This is a genomic window from Alphaproteobacteria bacterium 33-17 (assembly GCA_001897445.1).
In the GTDB taxonomy this organism is placed as follows: domain Bacteria; phylum Pseudomonadota; class Alphaproteobacteria; order Rickettsiales; family 33-17; genus 33-17.
Map to the genome: position 1 here is coordinate 28,619 of MKSX01000027.1, position 25,796 is coordinate 54,414.

21 protein-coding genes and 1 tRNA gene are annotated in these 25,796 nt (G+C 31.8%); 4 read left to right on the forward strand and 18 right to left on the reverse strand.

The window, feature by feature from the left end:
- Positions 1-52 precede the first annotated feature (52 nt).
- The 14 genes from BGO27_05065 to BGO27_05130 all read right to left on the reverse strand — a co-directional run bounded on the left by BGO27_05065 (position 53) and on the right by BGO27_05130 (position 17,561).
- A complete protein-coding gene (locus BGO27_05065; GenBank protein ID OJV12093.1) occupies positions 53-1,093 on the reverse strand; it encodes a hypothetical protein in 1,041 nt (346 codons plus the stop codon).
- Between the two features lie 21 nt (positions 1,094-1,114).
- The gene (locus BGO27_05070; protein ID OJV12094.1) at positions 1,115-2,155 is read right to left on the reverse strand and encodes a hypothetical protein; all 1,041 of its coding nucleotides are present in this window, start codon (positions 2,153-2,155) and stop codon (positions 1,115-1,117) included.
- A gap of 26 nt (positions 2,156-2,181) precedes the next feature.
- Positions 2,182-3,255, reverse strand: coding sequence for a hypothetical protein (locus BGO27_05075; protein OJV12095.1), 1,074 nt, complete (start codon positions 3,253-3,255; stop codon positions 2,182-2,184).
- A gap of 64 nt (positions 3,256-3,319) precedes the next feature.
- Positions 3,320-4,735 carry a hypothetical protein gene (locus tag BGO27_05080; protein ID OJV12096.1) on the reverse strand — a complete coding sequence of 472 codons (1,416 nt, stop codon included), beginning with the start codon at positions 4,733-4,735 and terminating at the stop codon, positions 3,320-3,322.
- 20 nt (positions 4,736-4,755) lie between these two features.
- Positions 4,756-4,832, reverse strand: a tRNA-His gene (locus BGO27_05085).
- Positions 4,833-4,966: 134 nt separating this feature from the next.
- Positions 4,967-6,613 (reverse strand): hypothetical protein, encoded by a 1,647-nt coding sequence (locus BGO27_05090; protein ID OJV12097.1) that lies wholly within the window; start codon positions 6,611-6,613, stop codon positions 4,967-4,969.
- Positions 6,614-6,680: 67 nt separating this feature from the next.
- Positions 6,681-9,071: a hypothetical protein gene (locus BGO27_05095; protein ID OJV12098.1), complete on the reverse strand. Its 2,391-nt coding sequence runs from the start codon at positions 9,069-9,071 to the stop codon at positions 6,681-6,683.
- Positions 9,072-9,235: 164 nt separating this feature from the next.
- Positions 9,236-10,993 (reverse strand): hypothetical protein, encoded by a 1,758-nt coding sequence (locus BGO27_05100; GenBank protein ID OJV12099.1) that lies wholly within the window; start codon positions 10,991-10,993, stop codon positions 9,236-9,238.
- A gap of 244 nt (positions 10,994-11,237) precedes the next feature.
- Positions 11,238-11,597, reverse strand: coding sequence for a hypothetical protein (locus BGO27_05105; GenBank protein OJV12100.1), 360 nt, complete (start codon positions 11,595-11,597; stop codon positions 11,238-11,240).
- A 74-nt stretch (positions 11,598-11,671) separates the two neighbouring features.
- On the reverse strand, positions 11,672-12,826 hold the full coding sequence (locus tag BGO27_05110; protein OJV12101.1) for a glutamate--cysteine ligase: 1,155 nt from the start codon (positions 12,824-12,826) through the stop codon (positions 11,672-11,674).
- Positions 12,827-12,829: 3 nt separating this feature from the next.
- Positions 12,830-13,531: a hypothetical protein gene (locus BGO27_05115; GenBank protein ID OJV12102.1), complete on the reverse strand. Its 702-nt coding sequence runs from the start codon at positions 13,529-13,531 to the stop codon at positions 12,830-12,832.
- Positions 13,531-14,442, reverse strand: a complete 912-nt coding sequence (locus BGO27_05120; GenBank protein ID OJV12103.1) for a hypothetical protein — start codon at positions 14,440-14,442, stop codon at positions 13,531-13,533. Before BGO27_05120 ends, BGO27_05115 begins: the two co-directional genes overlap by 1 nt.
- A gap of 46 nt (positions 14,443-14,488) precedes the next feature.
- Positions 14,489-15,865: a hypothetical protein gene (locus BGO27_05125; GenBank protein ID OJV12104.1), complete on the reverse strand. Its 1,377-nt coding sequence runs from the start codon at positions 15,863-15,865 to the stop codon at positions 14,489-14,491.
- A gap of 4 nt (positions 15,866-15,869) precedes the next feature.
- Positions 15,870-17,561: a hypothetical protein gene (locus BGO27_05130; GenBank protein OJV12105.1), complete on the reverse strand. Its 1,692-nt coding sequence runs from the start codon at positions 17,559-17,561 to the stop codon at positions 15,870-15,872.
- A gap of 208 nt (positions 17,562-17,769) precedes the next feature.
- Between BGO27_05130 and BGO27_05135 the strand changes: the two genes are divergently transcribed.
- Entirely contained in the window at positions 17,770-18,543 is a 774-nt protein-coding gene (locus BGO27_05135; protein ID OJV12106.1) for a hypothetical protein, read from the forward strand.
- A gap of 197 nt (positions 18,544-18,740) precedes the next feature.
- Positions 18,741-19,031 carry a hypothetical protein gene (locus BGO27_05140; GenBank protein OJV12107.1) on the forward strand — a complete coding sequence of 97 codons (291 nt, stop codon included), beginning with the start codon at positions 18,741-18,743 and terminating at the stop codon, positions 19,029-19,031.
- Positions 19,032-19,120: 89 nt separating this feature from the next.
- On the opposite strand, the gene BGO27_05145 is transcribed toward BGO27_05140, so the two are convergent.
- The 4 genes from BGO27_05145 to BGO27_05160 form a co-directional block, all read right to left on the reverse strand.
- On the reverse strand, positions 19,121-20,290 hold the full coding sequence (locus BGO27_05145; protein OJV12108.1) for a hypothetical protein: 1,170 nt from the start codon (positions 20,288-20,290) through the stop codon (positions 19,121-19,123).
- A 51-nt stretch (positions 20,291-20,341) separates the two neighbouring features.
- Positions 20,342-21,772, reverse strand: coding sequence for a hypothetical protein (locus tag BGO27_05150; GenBank protein OJV12109.1), 1,431 nt, complete (start codon positions 21,770-21,772; stop codon positions 20,342-20,344).
- 66 nt (positions 21,773-21,838) lie between these two features.
- Complete coding sequence (locus BGO27_05155) at positions 21,839-22,336, reverse strand: 5-formyltetrahydrofolate cyclo-ligase (GenBank protein OJV12110.1); 498 nt, start codon at positions 22,334-22,336, stop codon at positions 21,839-21,841.
- 100 nt (positions 22,337-22,436) lie between these two features.
- Complete coding sequence (locus BGO27_05160; protein ID OJV12111.1) at positions 22,437-23,078, reverse strand: hypothetical protein; 642 nt, start codon at positions 23,076-23,078, stop codon at positions 22,437-22,439.
- A gap of 365 nt (positions 23,079-23,443) precedes the next feature.
- Here BGO27_05160 and BGO27_05165 point away from each other — a divergent pair, with 365 nt between their 5' ends.
- Positions 23,444-23,962, forward strand: a complete 519-nt coding sequence (locus tag BGO27_05165) for a hypothetical protein (protein ID OJV12112.1) — start codon at positions 23,444-23,446, stop codon at positions 23,960-23,962.
- A 6-nt stretch (positions 23,963-23,968) separates the two neighbouring features.
- Entirely contained in the window at positions 23,969-25,789 is a 1,821-nt protein-coding gene (locus BGO27_05170) for a hypothetical protein (GenBank protein ID OJV12113.1), read from the forward strand.
- The last annotated feature ends 7 nt before the right edge of the window (positions 25,790-25,796 follow it).

Genomic DNA, 25,796 nt, shown 5'->3' on the forward strand with positions numbered 1-25,796 from the left:
ATCTAAAAGATATTTCAAACTAAAGTTATGTTAGTTAAGTTTACAATAAACCTTAGATGGGTGTCAATTTGATATGGGTTAAATTATTAATATATTTGAAATTATATGTTCTTAAAGACCTATTACCTGCTATAAAGTCGACAAAATTACTTGCTTTTAATCCAGATAAAGCCACTTTTTTAATTTCAGGTTTTAATGGGGCTTTAGTATCTGCTTCAATTTTGCTTAAATGTTTATTAATAATAGCAGTATTTGCTTTATTACCAGTTGCTCCTCTGAATAATAAGTTTAGAGGTCTTAGGAACATTTTTTTGAATTTGAAGTTTTTCTTTTCGAGCATATAGTTCATACCAGAGCTAGCTAAATATGACAAAGAATATCTTGCTATAGTATTGTTAAACGCACCGCCGACAAAAGGTGAAGCCATGTTTAAAGCATTAGAGAATAAATAAGCTACACCAATTCTACGAGTTAAATTATGAGCGAAAATACCAGCTTGTTTAAGTGATGGTAAAGCAAAAGACCATGCATTATCGATTGTAGTTTTATGTTTTTTAGTGGCATATTGCATTGGGGTGAGTTTACTATCATTTTTTGCATTCACATTAGCACCCGCTTTAATTAAGCTATCAGCAATTAATGTATTATTTCTAGCAAGGGCAACATGAAGAGGGGTGTTATTATCACGATCCAGAATGTTTAAATTAGCTTTGTTAGCTATTAGTAAGTTGGTAATAGCTAGATTGCCTGTAAACGCCGCATAATGCAATGCTGAATATTTTATATCATCCTGCTTGTCAATAGCAGCACCTCTTGCAATAAGCATTGATAAAATGTCTTGCGTATCATAATGAACTGCATACATAAGAGGCGTTAAATCATATGCGTTTGGTAAATTAATATCAGCACCTTTATTAAGAATAAGTTTTGCTAACTTAAATTGCTTATGTTTAATTGAGTATAAAAGTGGCGTAAGTCCATTTACATTGCTATTGATTTCAGCGCTATCACCATCCAAACCTATAATATATTTCATTAAACTTTTTAGATCGTCGTCTGTTGGATTTTCTTTTATAAAATCAGATATAGCCATATTTATCCCCTTAATTACTTATTAAGGTTGTCTATATTCCTTAAATGCTGAAGTTGCAAGGAAAAAATCTGCTTTTGTGCTAGTTTTGAAAGGATGTTTTTTAATTTCTTTTTCAACAAACGATGAAACTGGCTGCTTAGAATTAATCTGGTTCTGAATAAACTGGTTATCTGCCTCAATATTTCTCACATTACTTAATAACAAATTTAATGGAGTAGCTAATTTATTATTGATATGTAGTTTGTTTTGATTGTCCAGAAAATTCCCTATTTTAGATGCTGCCATTACTGAAGCAATATCTTGTAAGATTTTTAAAGATATTATTCTGTTTAAGAAGGGTACAGATGAAAATATAAACTTAAAACTACAGAATAAAGCGACTCTTCTTGCTGAAGCAAAAGCAAACTTCCCCCAGTTCTTTAAGCTTTTGAAATTGTTATGCCTGGCTTTGTCTAAATTATATCCAAATAGTGTGTCAGTAACGTTTTCAAGTATGGTTTTAGAATTATGTCTCTCTTTTAAATGAATACTGCCACCTGCATTTATAAGTTTATTTATAATAATGTCGTCACCTCTGACTAAAGCTCTTTTAAGTACACTCATGCCAAGGTCATTAACATCATTAATCTTTGCACCTTTTTGAATGAACTTATCAACAACCTCATCTGAACACCACTCAATTGCGTAGTATAAAGGAGTTATATAAAATGTAGTTTGTGCATTTACATTTGCATTATGATCAAGTAAAAGGTTAAGTATCTCATTCTTTTTTTGATTATATTTACTATATTCACTAATTGAGGCTAAATGCAGTAATGTGAATTTAGACTCATTGTCACAGAAATTAACATCTGCGCCTTTTTGTAGAAGTTTTGTTAGTAAAGCAATGTCTCTAATTTTTATTGCATAAGAAAGTGCATTATCCTTCGATTTAATTGCATCATCAAAGTCCTGATATTCATAAAATTCAGGTGAATCATCAGGAATAGTATCGAGGTATGCAAGCAATGCCGCAGAATTTGCAGAAGTTGCAGGATATATTATATAATCTTTAAGACGCATGAGTTATACCTTAATTAAATGTTCTTTTATGGTTGTCTATATTCTTTGAATGCGGGGGTAGCGAGCAGTAAATCTTGCCAGTTAAATTTTCCAGGGTGCTTCTGAACTCTATTTTCAACCATGGCTGCAATAGGTTGTTGCGCCTTTTTAACATTAATTATGTTTTTAATATATGTAGTATCTTCGGTTTTATGGTTCACGCCGCGAAAAATAAAATTAAGAGGTGATGCAAGCACACTATCAAAATGTATAAAGTTATTTTGATCAAGTACTGTACATAGTAATGATGTTAAAAGGTATTTAGAAGCAGTGTATAAGCTGTTTAATACTTTTGAATGACCTAAAAAGCTTTTTTTGCATAAATTGCTTAAAAGAGGAATGTTGCCAAATACATAACTAAAGCCAATATATACTAAAGCACGTCTTGCTGCAGAAAACGCAAAATTACCCCAATTCTTAAGGCTTTTGTAGTTATAGAAACGATCTTCATCAAGTTTTTTCCCAAATATTTTATCTATAGCAACGTCAGTGATTTCTCTCATATCTAGGTTTTTCATGTATGGATTTGCACCACCCTGAATGAGCTTTGTAACAATAGCATCATCGCCTCTAAGCATAGCATTTGTTAAAATGTACATCCCATCTTTATCGAATTCATTGAGTTTAGCGCCTTTTTGGATGAATTTATCAACAACTTCTGGCGAACACCACTCAATTGCATAGTGTAAAGGAGTAGCTCCAAATGTATCCAGCGCATTTACATCAGCGTTTCTGTCAAGTAGCAGGTTAATTATAAGATTGTTTTCCTGAAAAGTAGATTGATCCGCAAAAAATGAACTAAAATGTAATAAATTGAACGAAGTTTTATCTTCACAAAAATTAACGTTTGCACCTTTTTCAAGTAGCTTTCTTACAATATCAACCTGACATGTTTTAATCGCATAGGTAAGTGCATTATCGTTATTAACGCCATTAGGAGTGTTATATTCCTGATATTCATAAAATTCAGGTGAATCATCAGGAATAGTATCGAGGTATGCAATCATTGCTGCAGAATTTGCGGGCGTTGCAGGATGTATTATATAATCTTTAAGACGCATGAACGTTACCGTAGTTTAATATTGCGGTTTATTATACCTATAAATTAACTGTTTGTCAATAAATTTATGATATATTAACCTGGACGTTACTAAGTAACAGCTGTTCTTTAAGTTCTGCGTGCAGTCTTTCTAAGCCGTTTTCGTTAAATGACTCAAATCTAATAACAAGTGCAGGCTGGGTATTAGATACTCTAAGTAACCACCATCCATCATTTGTATCGACTCTAAGTCCATCAATATCAAGGAAATTTGCTTTTTTTGTAACTAGCCTTTCTCTGATTTCTTCAATAACATCAAATTTTCTATCATCTGCACATTCTATGCGTACTTCAGGAGTAATAAAACTTTTGGGAAGTTCATCAAAGTCGCTTGAAATATCGCCGCCCTGACTAATAATTTCTAACACCCTTATTGCGCCATAAATCCCGTCATCATATCCAAAATATTTATCGGCAAAGAAAATATGGCCACTTACTTCGCCAGCAAGTTTTGCTTTAAGTTCAGGCATTTTTGCTTTAATATTTGAATGCCCAGTTTTCCAGAGTAATGGAACGCAGCCCAAATTTGCTATGTAATCGAATATAACCTTACTTGATTTAATATCAAGAATAACGCTCATGGATGGGTTTTTCTTTACCATAAATTTAGCAAATATAGCTAGTAATTGGTCGCCTGAAAAAATTCTGCCTTTTTTATCCACTACAACAACGCGGTCAGCGTCACCATCAAGTGCAATACCTACACTACAGTTTTCTTTTATCACAAAATCAATGAGTTGCTTAAGATTTTTGTGAACTGTAGGATCTGGATCATGACCAGGGAAGGTGCCATCAATTTTACCATTTAAAATGTAATGGGTACCTGGCATAATTGAGCTTAACGCCTGAACAACCTTAGCGCCAGAGCCATTAGATACGTCCCATGCTACTTTAAAGTCTGTGGTGCCAAATGTAGCAGAATTGTATAAAGTGGTAACGTAATTGTCGAAAGTATTAGAATCATAAATACGCTTTCCAGTAGCCATAATTTTGCCCTGAAAGCCGTTTTTCATGATGGTCAGTAATTCTTTAATTTGCTCACCGTAAAATGGTTTTTTACCGAATACAAATTTAAAGCCGTTATAGTCAGGCTGATTATGTGAGCCAGTAATCATTATTCCATGTTCAATATTCGACGTATTGGTAGAATAATAAAGCATAGGAGTAGGACACATGCCAATATCAAATACATCCACCCCAACAGAAGTGATCCCGTCAACCAGCTCTTTAAGTAGCATTGGCGTACTCATTCTGCCGTCATACCCTATACATATTTTACGAATAGGACTGTTATTAACGATATACCAGGCAAAAGCTTTGCCAATGTAATAGGCATCCTGAGCAAATAGGGTAGTGCCTATAAGTCCGCGTATGTCATATTCTCTGAATGTTGTTGGATTTATGTAGTGGGAGTAGACGTCTTCTAGCACAGCGAAGCTCATACATAAGATGTTAAATATAATGGGGCGAGCTATGGGAATCGAACCCACGACCCTCAGAACCACAACCTGATGCTCTAACCAACTGAGCTAAGCCCGCCATTATGCCGATATAACCGTAGTTAAATCTGTACTTCAGTTTTATATGTTATAGCCAAATTATAGTCAAGCTTAAAATCACATAAAAACACCATTTTTTTAGTAAAAAACAGTGTTTTTTATAATTATTAAGTTTTACATGTCTTTTGAAGAACTTTTATTGTTATTATTAAGTTTTAGTCTTTTAACATGGCTTGTTTCTTCTGGTGATTCAACTTCAGAGATTTTCCTTTTCTTAGATCTATTTGGCTGAGTTAATTCAATATGGCTGAAATTTAAGTATTCACCAATGTTTTCTTTTATCTCATCAGGTAAATTTACAAATATTGAATTTTGATTTTCAAAATCATTTACTGTTAGTCCTGGTTTATAGTTTTTAAGTATCTTTTTCAGCTCTTTGTAAACTTTATTGCCATTGTTGGAGTGCTTCTGAAATAACTTGATTATAGTTTTTCTATTGTTTGTTAGAATTTCATCAGCTGCTTCGGGTTCTAAATTATAGCTCTTAAATTTATGTATAAGACCACTTATATCATTTTTGAAATTTGGTTGATGAGTATTATATAAATCTACCCACACCTGATGTACTGGGGCAAGTTTATTTTTCCAGGCATTATTGATGGTAATATTATCAGGGAAGTTACTAAGTATATAATCAATACTAGAATACTGGCCATGTTGACATAAGTGGTGTAATATTTTGCAATCATTTGCAGTTAAAAGTTTCCCCGTTTCTCTTGTACTTAAAACTGTTTCCAAGAACTGAAGTCTTGCTGTTATCCCTTCTTGTGATTCATACAAATCTATGTTATCTATGATCAATTGTTGTTGATCTGTGGACGCCATATTCCAAAAGAACATCAAATTTTTATATGTAGTACAATCATTAAAAAGTGATCGTTCCATTAAAAAAATATTTTTCTCATTGTCACTAAGTCTATTCCAGAATGAAGAAACAAAATCTAAATTATAGCTATGCCATTCATGATGAGGTGTATTTAGAATATCTTTCTTTATTATATCAAATCCAATCTCAAGTAAAAACAATGAGCCTTTAGTGTCATATTTGCCAATTTGTGTTAAGGCGTAACAAATTGATAGGTCATCGTCATTTTGAAATGTATCAATCGCGTTGAGTACAAACTCATGATAGTCTTGAGGTATAATATTATTCCATAAATACCTTGCAAAATTTATATGACCTTGTTGTATGGCCTCATATAAAAACTGATTTGAACGTTTGTCAGCACCTTCCCCATCAGGAATATAGGAAAGAACCTTATCTTTTATGTTATTTGGTGTAATGCCCCAGATGAATTCTGCCATTTGCTGATGTCCCAAATATGCTAATTTATTGAAAAGATCGGGAAAATAATTATAAAGAGTACCCTTAAAGTTTGTGTCATTCATGATTTCATTCTTTTCAAAGTGCGAGTAAATATGATTAGCTAGCTCAGCATCTCCACGGCAACAAATATCATAAAAAATTGCGGTTTTTTCACTTATACTTTCTTCGCGTATACTTTCTTCGCTTATGCTTTCTTCGCTTATGCTTTCTTCGCTTATGCTTTCTTCGCTTATGCTTTCCTCACTTGTATTTTGCTCATTTGTAGTATGATGTGTAAATAAATTGATTTTATCTTCTGCGGACGTACAGAAATCCCAAAGATATTTAACCAAGGCTTCGTCATTATTTTGAATTACATCCTTAAAAATATTGAATTTTTCAGCTAAGTCTGCTTTGTTAAAACTTTCTATTAAGTCGTGATGTTTTTCTAACATATCAAAAACCCCAAAAAGTTAATTTATTAATATTGTAGCAAAAAATGTTGTTTGGGTCAATGTAAGGCTAATCTATAGAATTCCCTGTATTTTGTTTTTTATTGCTGCTTTGTTTTTCTTCTTCAATTTCAGTAAATTTACGTTTTTTTGTAATGCTACTTTCAACATCTTGTACTGTATTACGCGTGCATTTTATATCTCTAAAAAAGTCATTAGGGTGTATGTCCAAAAACTTTAATATTTCCCCCATTGCATCGCGATCTAACTTTCTTAAGTGCGAGTCGTACTCAGTAAGAGCAGCTACTACTTTTTTAGAATTAGCTATAATTTCCTGAAGAGCCTCAAATGTGATGTCTTGTGAATGGTGCTGGTGGTACATATTTAAAGTATACTGATATTGCGACGTTGTCTGTAAAACCCGATTAATATCAAAACCTTCAGCATGTAAATCAATAACTAATGTGGCAATTTCCCCGCCAAATGTATTAAACAAATAAGCTGTTTGATTAAAGCTATAGCCTAGCATTTTACAAATGCTCACTAAATCTGCAACTTTTTTAAATTTTGATACGTCCGAGGCGAATGTTTTTATGATATATTCAGCCTGAGGTATTGAGTAGCCTGCCTTGTAACAATTCCATATTAAAGTAGATACTTCTTCTCCAAATATTGCTTCTTGTGAGTTATAAAATTCTTCATATGTAGCAAATTTACTTCGATCAGAACGTGCATTGTTAATTGAGTCTATGATTTCAGGATTTGTAGGGTCTTTTGATAAAAGAAAGTTCATCATATTAAAAGGACAATCGGCAATTTCTTTGAAATATATTTCATTTTCTTCTTCAATAATTAATGCCGCTAAAAGCTGTGCCTCATTATTATTAAAATTTGCTCCATATTTTGAAAAGGCAATATCCCAAATTTCTTTAGCAATCTCGTACTCATTTTCCCAGCAAAAACGGAGGAAGCAATAAGATATAATTTTATTTCCATTCTCATCTGCCGATATAATTAAAGTAATTATCTCTTCTTTCTGTGCATTATTACATAAAGACCACCAAAATTTGCGAAGGAACTGATTGCCAAGAGAATAGGCAAATACATCAAAATTATTATCCTCAAAGATTATATGTTTTAGATCTTCCGGAATCACTGACCATAACCATTTTACAAATTTAAATTTAATGTATGCAGATGTTTGATAAGAAGTTTCATCTATTTGTGCTAAAGCTAAAATATTGGAGTTAATCTCTAAATCTTTGAAGTCAGATCTTTCTGACAAATTTTTAATATAATATTTAAGTTCCTGAGTGTTTTTAAATAAAAATTCTTTATCATCAAATAAATCATATATTAATTTAGCAGTTACCAATGAATGTTGTGTAGTGGATTGCTCGCATAAATGTAAAAAGAAATGCAAATATAAATCCTTAAACTCATTAAGTGAATCATTTGCCTCGCAATCTAGCTTATAGGTATTTAAGCAACTATAAATAAAATCATGTTTTTTAAGTGATTGAGCATGGATAAGTATCTTCAGTTTATCTATATCTTCAAAATTTAAAAATTCCTGAAATTCTGAATTTTCAATTTCTGCAATCTGTTCACTTAATTCTTTATTTTTAAAATAAGTTTTTGTCCATGTAAGTAATTCTTTTTCAAAACACTCCTCTATTGCAGGATTGTATAGAGATTCCTGAATTAGAAAGTCTTGTTTTTGACTTGGTAGCGCATTAAAAAACCATTCAAGTGTACTTTCTGGAATAAAGTATGTTATAAGTTCATTATTTTTATAAAGACTTTCAACTATATAATCCATTTCTTGTGGAGTAAATTTATCCCATATTAGTTTTAGGAGGGCAGGGTTTTCTGCTTTTAGCATATTGTGCATATATGATGTTTTGGGGATTAACCAACCTACCGCCATGCCTTTTTGTACGAAGTGCCCCATCTTATAATGTTGATCGATAATTTTTTTTAAATTGTTTTGTGACTTTTGCAGCTGTTCAATTTTAGATGCTATTTCATCTTTGTTATCATCATTAACAACATGATGTTCAAGATCGTTAAGATTATTAAAAATTTGAGATTGAGCGTTGTATAAGTTTGTTGCATTAGAATAAATTTTTTCTGATTCAATGCATAATTTTTTAATATGCTTTATAACATTATTAGAAATAATATTATTACATAAAAAACTTATATTATCAGATTCATTTTTAGCACCCTCATTTAAAAAGTATGATGCATAACTGCGAAGCACATAGTTTTCTTCGTCTTCATTTTTAAATACTGTCTGTTCTATAGTTTTTTTAATAAATAACGCAAGTGAGTGGTTTTTATTTTTTGCAATATCATCTATTACCTGACACTTTTGTTGCATGGTGAGTGATTGATAAAGCTTTGTAGCTTCATCAATTTTATTGTCATTAATTAAATCAATTAATGTTTGATACATTTGATACCTTAAATATATTGGTGTGAAATTTTAAATTATATTAAAATATTATCAAATTTTAAGCAAAATGTCAATATAATATTAACTATTTGTTAGCTTTATATTGACATTTGCTCTTTTTATGAGGTCTCTTGAGGTTTAATTAGTTGTGAATTTAACTTATCTTAAAAACCCTTGAAGTCGCTTGTCTTTTGTTTTTTATTGCTGCTTTGTTTCTCTTCTTCTATTTCGGCAAATTTACGTTTTTTAAGATTTTCCTGAATTTCTATTTCCATACGGTAATCTTGAACTGTAGTTATTGTATGTCTGTTAGATTGGAAAGATAAATCATTAGGGTGTACATTTAAATGTTTTAAAATTTCCCTTCTAATATCGTTAGGTAAATTTCTAATTGGCGAACTTTCTTGGTTTTCTCTAACAAAAAATGTTAATGAAGCTTTAGTAAGGTTGCTTACAAGTTCTTTAAATTGTTCTAAATTAATCCCTTCTGGGTGATTCTTAAGGTATGAAGCCAGACTATATTGATATTTAGGAAGTAGGTTAAGAACATCCGCACAATTATAACCTTCTGTGTGTAATTCCATAATTAAAGTTGCTATTTGATGACCATATATATCAATAAAATAACATGTTTCATCAAGTGTATAATCTAATTCATGACAAATAGTAATAAGATCTGCAATATTTATTATTTTTTGTACCTCTGGAGAATCTTTGAGCTCTGAATTAGCTGCAGCTTGAATTTCTCTAGAGTATTTATTAATAATATTGTTTGTTTCATTTATGCTATAATTTGCTTTATAGCAGCTCCAAATCAATGCTGATACATCCTCTCCATATATTGCTGTTTGAGCAGTATTAAATTCTTCAAAACTTAAGAATCGCTCATTATCTGCTCTATGATCGTTCAGAGTATCAATTATTTCAGCATTATCAGGTGATTTTGCTAATAAAAAGTTAATCATATTAAAGGAATATATTAATATATCATCTGTAATGTCGTTGTTCATGATTAGTGTTAATAACTCTTCCGAATTATCTTGAAGTTCTTCGTGTCTTAAATCCCATGCTATATCCCACATCTCTTTAGCAATTCTATAGTCATTTGATTTACACAATTCTTTGAACGCCATTGGAATAACTGTATTGTCTCCAGGTTGCTGTGTCGTCATAAGCTTAACAATTTCTTCTTTCTGTTCATCAGTGCATATTGACCACCAAAATCTCATTAATGGATAATTATAACTAGAATAATCAAATGCTTTGTAATTATTATCTTTAAAAATTTCGTGTTGTATTTCTTGCGGAATAACAGACCAAAGCCATTTTACAAATATAACTCTATTTTTAGCTGCTAAAAGTTTATCACTCTCAGATTGAGTACTAATAAAAGATAAAATATTATGTTTAGTCATTGAATTTAAGATGTAATATTTATCTTTTACTGCTATACGCTTTAGATTTTCTACAAATGAACTGGAATTTCTAAATACCATGTTTTTATCTTGGCAAAGATCAAATGTAAGTTGAGCAACTCTCAAAGAATCTGGTTTATGTGAATTAGCACATAAGTCAATAAAGAACAAGAAGTAAAAATCATTGAACTCATTAACATCAAATTGCAAATAATTATATAGACAACGATAGATAAAGTCATACTCTTTCAGTTCAATAGCAAATTGGAGTAATTCTAATTTATTATCGTGTGAAAGATTGATAAACTGCTTGAAATTAAATGATTTAATAGCTTGTATTTGTTTAATTACTGCTAGTTTTTGAAAATATTTTTTTATTCCATTGGGTGGATATTTTACAGATAATAGTAAATTTTTTTGTTCTTCGGATATTTGAGTTAAGATAAGATTTGCAAACCAGTCTAAAGTCCTTTCATCTGCTTGGTCTATATAATAGAAGTTTTGCATGACAATCGAATCCTTTGCTTTTTGGTCAAAGCTCTCCCATATCGATTTTAGCAATGATATATTATTATGTTTTAACATTATATTAATAAATGAAAATGCATTTAATTGATTGGGACTATCATTTTGTATTAACAAAGTGCTTTTAATTTCTTTATTAAGCTCAGCTTGAATTTCATTAATTTTTTTATTAATTGACTCAATTTCAGAAGGCTCTAGCTTATTAACTGGTTGAAAAGTTATAGATCTAAGTTGGAAAAATTTGTTGATTTAAATTAGTGATCCTTGCAAATTGATTTTCTGAATCTAAACACATTCTTTTTATAACTTGAATAATTTGATCGCAAAGAATATGATTGGTCAGGAACTTTATATAACGTGAATTTTTCTGAGTGCTTTCTTTTAAAAATAATTGTGCATAATGTGCTAAATGTATTTCGTCTTCTTGCTCAATTGAATCCTTAATAAATTTTGCTAGCTTTATATTTTGAATTGATGCTGTATCAATTAATAACTGCATTTTTTGTTCAATTGTAAGTGATTTGTAAAGCTTCTTAGCTTCTTCAATTTTATTTTGGTTAATTAAGTCTAATAAATTTTTGTACATTTCATAGCTCGAATATATAATAAAACAATAATATTAACATTATATTAAATTATATTGAAAATGTCAATAAATTATTAATTTCCTATTAATTCTTTTGAGGCGGCTAAGCATGAAAGTCTGGCAATGACCTGATATGAATAGCTTTCCTTTTCATTTATGCCATCTTTGCTAAAGAACATGCCAGGTGAGTTGAGGTTTGAAGTAGCGTCTTTTCGTTCATTTACCCTTAAAAAGGTTGAAACTGGCTGACCGCCAATTAAATAAACCATACTTTCGGCGGTTAGATCATTATATGTCGTAATGGTTGGTATTCCTTCTTGTATTAAAACAGCAGTATTTTCAATACCTTCTTTAAGTGTTGCCATTTTTTTACGAATATCTTTGTTAATATCAAAGATTTCATCGGGGTTGTTGATACTCATTACTCCCATACCGTATGTACCTTTATCAGCTTTTATAAACAAATATGGGGCATCAGAAATATTAAGTTCGGTATATTCCGCTTTAAGTTTTTCTATTAAATCATGGGAATATTTAGCAACGCAGTCAAGACCTGATTTTTCTTTGAAATTAACGCATCCGCAAGATGTAACAGATGTTGAAATGTATCTATAGTCAATTCCAATACATTCTGAAAACTCTTGAGCTACCTTATTATAAGCTTCAAAGTGCTGAAGCTTGCTTCTATTGAACCAGCCAAAATCCTTTGCAGGTATAATATTTGTAGCATTTTCAAGCAGGGAAGGTACGCCATTGGAAAGATCATTATTGAGAATAATAGTATCAAACTCATTAATATTGCCTATTTTGCTATAAGTAATTGAAGCGCCTGAATTTCCTGTGAGTAGTGCGCTTTCTTCAAGATCGGCATGGGTGATTGTAACGTCAAAATCAGCAAGAATTTTGCTTAAATTGATTATGTTATCTATGTAAAACAGGTTCCTAGAATGACTTTCTGCAAATAATAAGACTTTTTTTGCATTTGGGAATAGGGCGGTAATATAGTTTTTTGCATAGTGTCTGGCAGTTTCAATTTCTGCATCTGACAAATTATTAAAGCCAGCAGGGAATATGTTGTTATCAACTGGGGCAATCTTAAACTGTGACCTGCGTATATCTACGGAATTGTAAAAATGATATTCAAAATTGCGCGTCTTAAACCATTCTTCTATCTTCGATTGGTTTTGATAAAAATAATCAATAAGGTCAGAAGAAGTAAAGTTTACCAATGTTTACCTGCCAAAGTTATAAATGCATAAAAGAGAAATAGCGGCCGTTTCAGCCCTTAAAATAGTCTCACCTAAAGATATAGGGTTAAAATTTGGATTATTCAATAGCAGATGCTTTTCTTTTTCGCTAAATCCACCTTCACACCCTATAAACAGATGATTAGTCATTTGTGTTTTGCTAATAAAATCAGTAACTTCACGTTCAACAGCTACTGTAATTTTATTATTAGACTTAAGCAAATCTTCAAATGTTATTTGCTGGTGTAAAACAGGTGGGGTGAGTCTCTCACATTGCTCTGTGGCATCTATTATATAATGATCAAGCTTATCAAACTTTACGTTAGCTTTATTAGTATATTCGGTAATAACAGGGACTAAATGCGTAACATTAAGTTCGGTAGCTTTCTCAATCATAAATCTTAGTCTATCTTGCTTTATGAGTGGAAAATATAGCCATAAGTCTAAGCTATTCTTATCTTCAGGGCTGATTTGCTCAAACACCTCTAAGGTTACGCGCTTTTTATCTTCGCTATCGATTTTAGCCAAAAATTCACCCTTACTATTAAATACCCTAATTATATGACCTTTTTTAAGCCTCATAACATTTGCTATGTATATATATTGCTCGCCTGTAATTTCTATAAAGCTATTATGCTTTAAGCTGGTTGCTACATATATTCTCGGGTATTTATAGTATTCCTTCATTATAAAGTGAACCCTAAGATTCTAAAGGTTTCTTTCATATGTGGGAAGATAGGTGCTGTAATATCAATTAGCGTTTTATCCATCAGCTTAATATTGCGCGCGTGTAGATGAAGTTTTATGTTAAGTCCATCAACAAATGCAGACTCCCCACCATATTTACCATCGCCAAGGATTGGGGTGTTAAGAGCACGACTTGCATGAATCCTGATTTGGTGCTTACGACCAGTTACAGGCTTAAATTCGATTAAAGATAAATCGTTGCCATAATGATCAAGAACGTTAAAAAGGGTTTTTGCGTCTTTTTTCTGTCCCATAACTTCAATTGGCATATCAATTACGCCTTTATTACGTTTAGGTTTTCCAACACATACAGCAAGGTATGTTTTATCTACTTGATCTTTTTTGAACATTGCGCTAAGTCTTACGGCAGCCTGATGAGTTCTGGCTAGAACCAGTACGCCTGAAGTATCTTTATCAAGCCTATGCACAAGTTTAGGGGCTTCTGTAGCATTAAACTGAAGCGCAGGAAGCATGTCATCAAGGCTCATCTGTACCTTGCTTCCGCCTTGTACGGCAATACCAATTGGTTTGTTGATAATGATAATATCTTCGTTTTGGTAAAGTATTGAATCTAAAAGGAATTTTGCTTTTTTATCAGATACTTCCTTTGGGGCTTTAACTGCTTTCGATTTTTCAGGGCTTTCATCTATTGTCAGGAATTTATCAATGCTTATTACTGCACCACTGCTAACCCTGTGGTCTGCCTCAACTCTTTTTTGATCAACTTTAATAAGACCCTTGCGAAGTGCCTTTTGAATTCTTGACTGGATAAGATGGGGGTAAAGTTTTTTTAAATATCTGTCCAGCCTTGTATTTTCGTAGTCAGCTGGTACTGTATGGTTAATAAGCATGGCTTTATTCTAATTTCCTTTTAAATTTGTACACATTTTATATATATTAATAACGCCTCATGCAAACATTATTTTCATTAGGGGTTTTTTCGCATATAAATGCTCTAACCTCTCTGATGCTTTGCATTTGCTCGGCATTTAAATTTTGGGTAGCAATGTTAATAATTCTTTCCTTTGCGCGATTACAATAAGAATCGCTTAGTGTAAGGTCTGCCCCAGCTTCAACCATGCTACGTACGCAGTTTATATCAAAATTGTGTCCTTCGGTTTTTCGCCATGTCCAGTATTGGTTGTAAACCATTATAGGTGTTAGTCCTTTAGGGAATATTGCCTGTTTATAACCATAAAAAGTTGTATTTTTATAAAACCATAACTCTTCAGCAGACCTTGTATTAATATGGTTTGGTGACACTTCAAGTAGGTAGTTTACCAGCTCTGTATAACCGTAAAGACTTGCATAATATAAAAATGTGTTATGTTTTTGGGCGAATTCATCACTTGTAATATCTGTGTAATAGCCTTTAAAAAGCTGAAGTATATTTATTAATGTTATAGCTTCTTCTGGCGAAGCTTCTTTTAAAATTTTTTGCGCTTTATAAATTACATCTAAAAACTCTTCTTCATGAAATGTAAACTCTTTCAAAAAAGCTTCCATTAATGCTACCGAGCATATAGTAGTTGGAATAGTTAATTTAACATTCCAAAATTTTGCTCCATTTTTTATAAGTAATTTTACTGCATTTTCATTTTTCTCAGAATAAGCATATTCAAGCAAAGATGTAGTAGAATCACCCATGGTAAAAGGCTGATTGATATTTACCTTGGTAATATTAATATCATGTAAGAATCCACCAATTTCGTAATTTAACTGAGTATCATCCAGGCCATTACAAATGTAAGTTCCGTTTAACATGCCAACTAAATATTCTTCAGTTAGGGTTTTATCATTGATTTTACTGGCAATTAAATTGAGCTTATGATGAGTATTCCTGCAAAGCTGATCAAATTGGCTGTTAGTATACCAATCTTTTATTATAACAAAGTTGAGATATCTTGATATAATTTGATTGTGCATTTCAAGATATTCTTTATCTGATAATAGACTGGTATCATATTTTTTCTTTAATTTATTCGCAACAGCTGTATAAGCAAGTTTACCGAGTGCATTATACGGGGCGCTTTTGTTATTATGAAGTTTGTTAATTATTAGTTCTAAAGCTTTTTCAAGAGTAAATTTTAAACGTTTGTTAACTTGAGCAATGCTATATACTTCGTCTGTTTCGTTTACAGCAAAATATGACAGAATATGGGCAATCATCTCATCGGGTAAAGCTGATAAATAATCGATAGGTTCTTTTTCTACTTTCAGTCTTTTTAAGGATCTTTCGTCATTTGAATGATCAGCTGCTCTTCTTTTTGACATAGATTTATAACCCTAAATCTCTTTGTGCTTTTTTAAGTATAGCATCTGCAGCCTCAATGTCACGCCAAAGGCGGACTAAATAATCATTTTGAACTTCAGTAGTAGTAACTGCATTAGGTTTATTAATAGCATCTTGCATAAGTTTTGGAGCGGTAGAGACCACAGGCTTAATTTTGTTTTGCAGTAGCTCAAATTCCCTTGCAAAATTTTCTTTTAGAAAATCGGTTACAGAGTTCCGAGAAATAATATCAGCAAGTTTTACGCCTTTTTTAAGCTCTTGCCTGATTGTTTCATCCAGAACCATTTTGATAAAGTTTGTTATAGTTTTATAATCTTTTAAATTCATATTCTTAGTTTCATATGCTATAAAGTGTTCAAATGCCCTGTTTCCATTAGCATCTTTTGCAGTTAAATCAAGTCCTTGTTCTATCATAACATAAAAATCTTTGATTTTTTCATCGTATATACCTGTTGATGGATCTAGTAGGCATTTAATATTATAAGTCATGAAAGGAGTAGTGCCTTTTGCATATAACATATTATCTAGTGAATGCTCTGCATTCGGTAAAGATTGGTTTATGTCAAAGCCCATAGCTATCAAATGCTTTATATTTTCATGTGATGCAAATTTAAAGGCATAAAATAAAGGCAATTTACCATGTTTATTGGCGATTTTAATAACATCATGACCAGCATAATGTAAATATTGCAGGCAATATACATATTGAGTAAGAGATTGAGTAGTTATGAATGTTGGGCTGTTAATTTTAGTAACGGCACTTTCGATTTGATCATTATTAAAATTAAAATGTTTAAATAAATATCTAAATAAATCGGGATTACTAAACTGTATAGCAATACCTAGTTTAGGGTTCCAGTGTTTTGCACCATGTTTACTTAAAAGGCGAATTGCATCCTGGTTGTTATAGTGATGAGCAATTTCAAGTAAAGTTACTTTATCAGAGATCTTTATATCTTCATCCCAAATAAATGCCTTGTTTATATTCACTTTAGTTTTGTAAACATCATGCAAATACTCTTCTTCATAATCATAGTCATCATCAGCCATTTCATATTTATCACCTTTGCCATTTAATATGCTTACTAAGTATTCTTCTGTTAGAGTAAAGCCTTGAATGTGACAGGCGATTAAATTTAGTTTCTCACTTAAATTATTTTCTAGCTGAAATGCGTGAGGATTATCCCCTCCTGTGGTTTCGCTAAAGAAGTGGGGGTATCTTGTAAGAATGTAGTTATGCCATAGCAAAAAAACTTCGTCGTACATGTTGTCTAAATGGTATGGTTTGATTGTACGTTTAGCTACTTTTAATTCATTAAGTATTTTTTCAATTGCCTTTTTTTCAGCAGGTTTGCTTAAATCTTCGTTATACATTGAACAAATTTTTTTATGAAAATTGCGTAGCGCTACCTTACCGATTGCATTGAAAGATGGTTCTTTACCTTTGGAAATATTATTCATTTCAGCTATAATGAGTTTGTTAACAATATCCTTATGCATTTTACTAATTGTTCTAAAGTTCAAAAGTTGCTCTACTTCTGTAACCGAATAACTTACTGCGGTATTAGTAAAAATATCTATCAATATCTTATCTTGAGCTGGGATATTATGTAATATTTTGCGTTTTTTTAAAGCAGGCTGTTCGTTATCGCTAAGGTTTGATGCTGATCTTTTCATTTAAAATATACCGATATATTAATTTTGTATGTTAAATTAATATATTATTAACTTTTTGTCAATAAAAATACATTGACGCAAATGGTTAAAATATTAATATTTATTGCAAAAACGGTATTTTTGATATATAGTTAATATATTAACCATTTGAGATTTTGTATAATCTATGAGAATAAGTTCAGGTTTACAGCTTAGTTCAATAAAATATATGTTGTGTGCATTAGCTTTAATATGCATAAGCAAAACATGTGAGGCGGAATCACGCGATGACATTGTAAATCGCGATTCTAACAGGTGTACTCGCTATTTCTCATATTATGAAACTAAATATCAAATCCCAAACCATTTGCTTCATGCTGTTGCACTTAAAGAGTCGGGTATATACCACCATACAACAAAAAGAACCCATCCATGGCCATGGACTATAAATTATAAAGGGAAGGGCTACTTTTTTGAAAGTAAAGCCGCAGCAATCAATGCAGTTAAAAAGATATTCAGCGGCGGGGACAGATCTGTTGATGTTGGGTGCATGCAAATTAACTTGCTACACCATAAAGATGCTTTTAGATCGCTTGAACATGCATTTGACCCAAGAAGTAACGTAGAATACGGTGCTAAGTTTTTAAGCGGTAATTTTCAAAAAAGCAGTAGCTGGAAGCATGCAGTTGCGGCATACCACTCTGCAAATACACCAAAGGGTGTGCATTACTCCAATAAGGTTCTGTCAATTTGGCGTAAAGAAGGTAAGAAATACGAGGCGTCTTTAAAAGGTCATGATAGCAGAATTACAGTTGCTGATAGTAGTACCGATAAAAGAGTAGTAGCAAGAAGAGCTAATTTTAATAGTTCCAGCGAAACTTTTAACCCTAATCCACGGAAAAAAGATTTTTTCATCAAAGTAACAAGCGAGAGTAAGCAAGCAGAACACAACGCTGTGGCTAAAATCAGTTCAGATACAGTTAAACAATTTAGATCTAATTAATTTTTAATAAATTTGCTCTGGTAAAAATGCAATAAATTTGCAACACTTTGCTTTGAAATTACATATTTTCATATTTTTCAGCAGGTTTTGTATATTTTTAATTTTACAACTTTCTCAATTGCACTAAAATGATTTTTACGCGGCCGAAGATGTACGGAAGGTCGGCTAATTATCTAACAAATATAGGGAGTTTTGTTGTGAACAAAAACGATTTAGTTTCTAGTATTTCTGATCATACTGGTGTTACAAAAACAGCTGTAAATGCTGTAATCGACTCAATGATTGAAGTAATGATTCAAGCTTTAAACAGTGGCGATGATATCAGATTAATTGATCTTTGTACAATCTCTGTTGTTAAAAGAGAAGAAAAAATGGGCCGTAACCCAAAAAATGGTGCGCCAATTAAGATCCCAGCTGCTATTGTTCCAAAAATTAGAGCTACAAAAAGATTTAAAGATGCATTAAACATTAAAAAGAAAAAGAAATAGTTCTTTTTAAGATTAAAAAAAGGGGAGGTATAAAACGCCTCCCTTTTTTTATTAGCTATTGTTCGTAATTAGACCTAACTAAGGGCAGTTTAATATCTGGTTTTTGCTGGTTGCAGGATTGAGCTTTTAAAGGCATCTGCAAAGCTATTGTCTATAAATGCGGCTAATTTAAGGTGAACTTCGTCTGGCAGGGAGTTTCTAAAGCTACTTTCCTTTTTAAAAAGTATAAGAAAACTCGCAAGGTCTGACAAAGATTTGTCATTATCATAAAAATTCTGGGCAATATCAATAATGCTAGTCTTGGTACGGTCTTCATATTTAATTATAAACTTTAGCCAATTTATATTATTACTGCATGAAACAGTATCTTCATCAATAACTTCAGGCGCTAGGTTATATAAATAATACATATGCATTAAATTTCCTGAAATGTCAGATGCAAGCATCAGCTTCTCTAGTCCATCTAAATAAAGTGAATTGAGTAGAGCAGGGTAGAGATATACTTCGTTTATCATCCAGTCGATTACATCTAGTCTGTCATAGAAAAGCGCTGATTTTACAAGTTTAATCGCATGTTGATTAAATAGTGTTTCTCTGTTTTTGCTAATATTTAAAAGCCATATTGCCATTTCAAAGTGACCATTTTTATAGGCGCTAACAATTATTCCAGGCAAAATTTGCTGCACATATAATTTATTGGGTATAAGTTCGTATAAATACTGCGCAATATCAAGCAGCCCATGATAACATGTGTATTCAAAAATTGATGTTTCTTCGTTTTTAAAGCTTAGAATTGAGGATTTTTCAGTTTTTGTATGAAGTTTGAAAGCCTTTTTTACATAACGTAAATCACCGCCTAAGCATATTGAAAGAAAAAACGAATAATCATCATATTTTCTCATGGCATCCTGGATTGCTGATGATTGCGATTCGTAGTATTTAATTGAGTACCAGGATTTTCCCGCTTTTGAAAGCTTGTAAAAAAATTCCGTCATAAAAATTGTACGTACATATTTTTCTTTAGGAATGCTAAGATATTTATTTAAGATATTGATGGTAGCTGTAAATCCTGTAGTGCATGCAATTCTATATGGCTCGCAAATATTTTCTGTTAAAAGATCTTGCGCCTGATCAAAATTTATCTTACTTGCCTTAGCGAGAATTTTATCTACGCTTTCACTTTTTCCAGACTTAACTGCCTCTAAAAGCTTGCTATATACAATTTTAAAATCAAAAGTTTTTGTGGTTTCTTTAGACATAATTTTTTCTGAATCTTTATCTATGTAAATACAATATCTTCCTGGCTAAGTCTAATAAAAATTTCTAACGCCAAAATTTATAAGCTGCAAGTGTTTATCGGTTTCTAGTCTATGCTGATAATTATTACTATAATCGGAAGTAAGACTAGGTCTAAAATGAATATCAATATTATCTAAGAATAATCGATATTCACTTTTAAACGGATTTTTATATGAAGTTACTTTTGTTACGTAAATTTCTGACTTTACTGCATGGATAGGTTGATTTTGCATATAAGCAGATATGTGTGTATAGGGGTTGTTTCCAGTTTTTTGCTCAAATTCATAACATAATTTTAGCCATTGTAAGTATTTATGATTTTGTATAGCAGGGCATTCAATTAACAATGGCTGGTGCTTGATAAATAAATATATTTTACAAAAATCACCTTTTTGAATAGCAGCGTTAAATAATTCTGGTAGATATTCTGTCAAAAATTTGGTATTTTGCACTGTATGATTTTGCAAATGCTTTAAGACCCATTCCAGTAAACAATCGTGATTTTTCTCAATTGCTGCATTGATCATTTCTAAAAAATGTTGAGGAATCAGGGACTTTAGCCAAAGTCCAGCATATAGGCTTGTTGGTCTTTTTTCTTTGATTGCATTCATAATGCCTATGAAATGATTTTTTATGAACTGGCTTTTGTCATTATAAATATTATAAAGCCATATGACAGTATTGAAATGACTTTTTTTGATAACATATCCCAGGAAACGTTCAATATTCAGGCGTAAGGCTTCTTTATTGCCTGATAAATAATATAAAAATTTAGCCGTATCAAGTCTGCCCGTTATATAGGAAACTTCAAAAGCACTCAGGTATTTGCTATCATCATGGTTAACTATTTGGTATTGCTCTTCTTTAGAGTATTCATGAAATAGTTTTTCCGCAATTTTTAAATTACCTGCAAGGCAAATGTCTTTAAAGAAGATAAAGTTTTTTTTGGTTTTTAAGTGTTTCTGTGTATCTTCGGTTTCTGTTTTAAAAATTTCATATGCTGTGGCTGCATGCCCATTTTTACAAAGTATATGATAAAAGCATTCTTCAAATTTCTGAGAAATCCTAAGCCTAAAGGGAGGTGTGGCTTTATCAGCTAAAAAATTAATAATGGCTAAATTCCCATGATGACAAGCCAAGTCAAAAACCTTATAATTATCGGCTGCTAAAAAAGATTCTGCTAAACTTGGATTATATTCTTTAACATAATTGTAAATGAATGTTAATTTAATAAGGTTTTCAGTATAAACAGCTTCTTTGAAAAATTCAAAATATGGGTTTGGTAAGAAGTTGCAAATAGATAATTCCAGGCTTTGACTGTATATTTTAAATAAAGTAAAATCGTTATAGAAAGAGTCTGTTAAAATATAAATTTGTGATTCTAGGTTAGCCCTCTTAAATGTATTTAGTGCAGCTATAACTTCAACTTTATCTAAGCTCATGTCTTTTTCTTAAAAATATATGTAATTTGTTTATTAGAAAGACAAAAGCACCTATAGTCAATATAATTATAATGATCCTATAATTCCATCTTCTGTTATGATGCCATCTAAAATCTGATCAAACTCCTCAGGTGAAAACTCCGCCATTTGGCTGCTAAATGCAACACCTATAAATTTTGGAGATGGCTTAATATGATTGCGATAAAATTCTATTGTTTTATCATAAGCTCCACCGCCATAACCAATCCTGTGCAGATCCTGATTAAAAGCTACTAATGGTACGAATACATAATCGATATCAAGGTCAAATACAGGGTCTTTTGGTTCGTGTATGCCATATTTGTTAACCTCTAGGTACGAATCCCATATTGCAAAGCGTATTTTTTTTGTTTCAAAATTAAATACAGGAAGTAAGGCTTTGCGGCATTTGTTTGATAAATCGCGTATATCCACTTCATTATTAACAGGATAATATAAAGCAATGCTTGCTTTTGATAAATTAATGTTACTTGAGATAATATTTGATATTTGTGTGCTTAAATCTTCAACTTCATGCTTTTTCATAGACTTCCTTTTCATTAGATACATAAAACGTGTAATTTTTTTGGATTCTATCATGAGTGGAGATATATGCAATAATTATATTTAGGGTTGAATGGATTTTTTATGTATGGCTTATTAAAGCTGACGCAGGATTTAGAGTATCAATAACATTTCTAAATGTAAATGAATAATCACTAGATTTTTTATGCTGTCCATTTACAAGATATTCACAGAATTTTGTAGCAATAGTTTCAGAAGATGCATCTGCAAAATGTTGCTTATTGTCTGTTATGTTATTAGACAAAATTCTTGTGTATGAAAATTCGTTATTGCACATTTTATTTACAAAGTTATTTGCAATGTATTCTACTGCATAAGTTCCTGGAATTGCCATAAGCATTAAAAAGCCTCTGCCGCTTATGGCAGTTGGTATAAAAGCGTTGGCAGTAAAAGCAATTGCAATACTGTTAAGTATTATCCCCATAAAATGGAAAATACTGGCAAAGCCACCTGAAAGTATAAAAGTCGCTTTCAAACTTCTGTTGTGCCCAAATATATCGTCATTAATAGACTCAGTCATAACGTCAATGTACATGCTAAAAAATGAGATAGATGAGCTAAGTCTTAGTCTTTCTAGTTTTGTATAATTATTTTTGTTTTCATTAAATAAGCGACCGCAAATTAGATGGTGAATAGATGTTAAAGCGGTACTAATGGCAAGTAAAAAGATATTTGCTTTTTTATATGGATCAAAGATAATCATTAGGGCGTGGTATCTTACAGACTGGCAGAAACCCAAGAGGATTTGAGGCTTAATAAAAGTAAAGGAATTGTTATTCCAGACAGACGCTGCAAGTAAGCTGGAAAGAGCTATAAATGGAAAGCTAAATGATGTAAAAATACTAAAAATAGTAGATAAAGTTACAAATTTTAAAATAAGACCAGTTAAGGCAACAATTTGATCGCGTTTCATAATATAACGAGTAGTAAAATTTTATTTATCAATAATTAACATATTATTTTTTGTCAATGAATAATAAAAGCTAGTTGTATTATGGAAGTGTTTATTTAATATTTACACATAGCGTTATATTTGGTATCAATATAGAAAAACAAGGTAATAAGAATATGAAAGTTTGGCATTTTACTCTGTGCGTTTTAGCATTAAGCTCATGTAATCATGGGATTAAACAGAATTTGGGCTTACTTAGGGAAACTCCTGATGAATTTAAGGTTATTTCTCAACCTGACCTTACAATGCCGCCTGATTTTGATCTGGTTCCTCCGCAATATCCTGTGGAGTCATATAAATTCAATGCTACATTGCCAAATCATAATGATATTAAAGGATTAAGCAAAGAAGAAGAGAAGTTTTTACAGGAAATCGCTATTGCTAAAAAAGATGAGAACATCCGTAATGTAATCTTTATGGAACAAAAGCACGTTGACTATACTACAGATGGAACTGTTACAAAGCGACTAGATAATGTACTCCATCCAGAAAAAAGTAAAACTAAGGTGTTAGATCCAGTAGCTGAAAACAAGCGAATTCAGAAAAATATTAAAGAAAACAAGCCTATAACAGAAGGTGAAGTAGAAAGCGTTAACAAAGAAAAAAGTGTTATCGATAAAATCCTCGGTAACTAAAGGATTATGACGACCAGTAAAATTAAGATTTTATCTTCTAAAACCATCAATTTAATTGCAGCGGGTGAAGTTGTTGAAAGACCAGCATCTGTTGTTAAGGAGCTTTTAGAAAATGCTATCGATTCAGGTGCAACCGAAATTGAAGTAACAATTTCTACAGCAGGTAAAAACCTTATAGCTATTAAGGATAATGGCTGCGGCATGACTAAAGAAGAAATGCAAATTGCCGTTGAAAGATATGCAACCTCAAAGCTTGATGAAGAAGATATCTTTAAAATCAGTACATTTGGTTTTAGGGGGGAGGCACTCCCTTCAATTGCTGCAATATCACGCATTACAATGTATAGCAGACCATCATCACAAGAGTTTGGGAATAAAATGATAATGGAAGGCGGTGAAATCCTTTCTATTCATACATCCCCATGCAGAGTTGGAACTGCAATTGAAGTAAGAGACTTATTTTACGCTGTTCCTGCACGCCTTAAGTTCCTTAAAAATGACAGGTCTGAAACTTCGTATATCATAGATATTTTCAATAAAATTGCCTTGGCTCATCCTAATATTACTTTCAAATTAATGAATGATATAAAAATTCTTTTAAGGTATGAGAGAACTGATTCAACTGATGAAAGAATAAGGCAGGTTCTTGGGGACGAGTTTTTTAACCATTCAATTCAAGTTGCGCATAATCATGGTGAAATGCAAATTTCAGGTATAGTGTCACAGCCAACTTATAATAAAAGAACTTCTACAGAGCAGCATTTTTACATAAACAAAAGACCCGTCAAAGATAAATTCCTGCAAATAGCGATGAAACTTGCATACCAAGATGTAATGGCATCAGATCGCTTTCCAGCTGGAGTTGTGTATATAGCATTGCCATATCATGAAATAGATGTAAACGTTCATCCTGCTAAAACAGAAATTCGCTTTAGGGATAGTGATAATGTAAGGCATGTTCTATCGAAGGCTATAAAAGAAAAGCTTCAACAAAACAGCTTACATTCAATTGAGACTACTTCTAAATCCTTTTTTGATTATGTTCTTAAGACAAAGATTGATAATGTTGAGTCTCAGGAAAATAATGAGGTATCTAGTGCATATAAAAACCTTTACGAGCCAAATTTTAATTTTATAAAGCCAAATCCTGTGTTATTTGAGCCTGTTAAATCAGTAGAAACACACCGACCTGCACAGTCTGTTGTTATTGAAAGACCAGTAAGCTTCCAAAAAACCTTTGATATGCCTGTGCATTATCCACTTGGTCATGCTAAATGCCAAATATTTGGTACTTATATGATTTCAGAAGCAGAAGATAAGATATTTGTTGTCGATATTCATGCGGCTCATGAGCGGGTAATATATGAAAAGTTTAAAAAGGAAGTCGCTGTTGGTGTAAAGAGGCAGAAGCTTTTGCTTCCAGAGGAAATTTTGCTGGATGAAAATAAAATAGCAAATATTTTAGAGAATAAGCAAATTTTTGAAAAATTTGGATTTATGCTTTCAAAATCGCATAATTTTTTACTAATTCATGAAGTTCCCGCTGCTTTTAAAGTTAAAGATTTGGCTAAACTTTTTGAAGATGTAGCTGATGATATTGCAAGCTATAACTTTACAAGCCGTATTGATGAAATATTCGAGCAGTTTTATGAGACTTTAGCGTGTCATACCAGTATCAGAGCAGGTGATAGCTTAAGTATACCTGAAATGAATCAGTTACTTAGGGATATGGAACAAACGCTGCTTATTGATCAGTGCAATCACGGCAGACCTACATACAATACAATAAGTAAAAAGGACTTTGAAAAACTATTTAATCGTACATAAAAAGGAA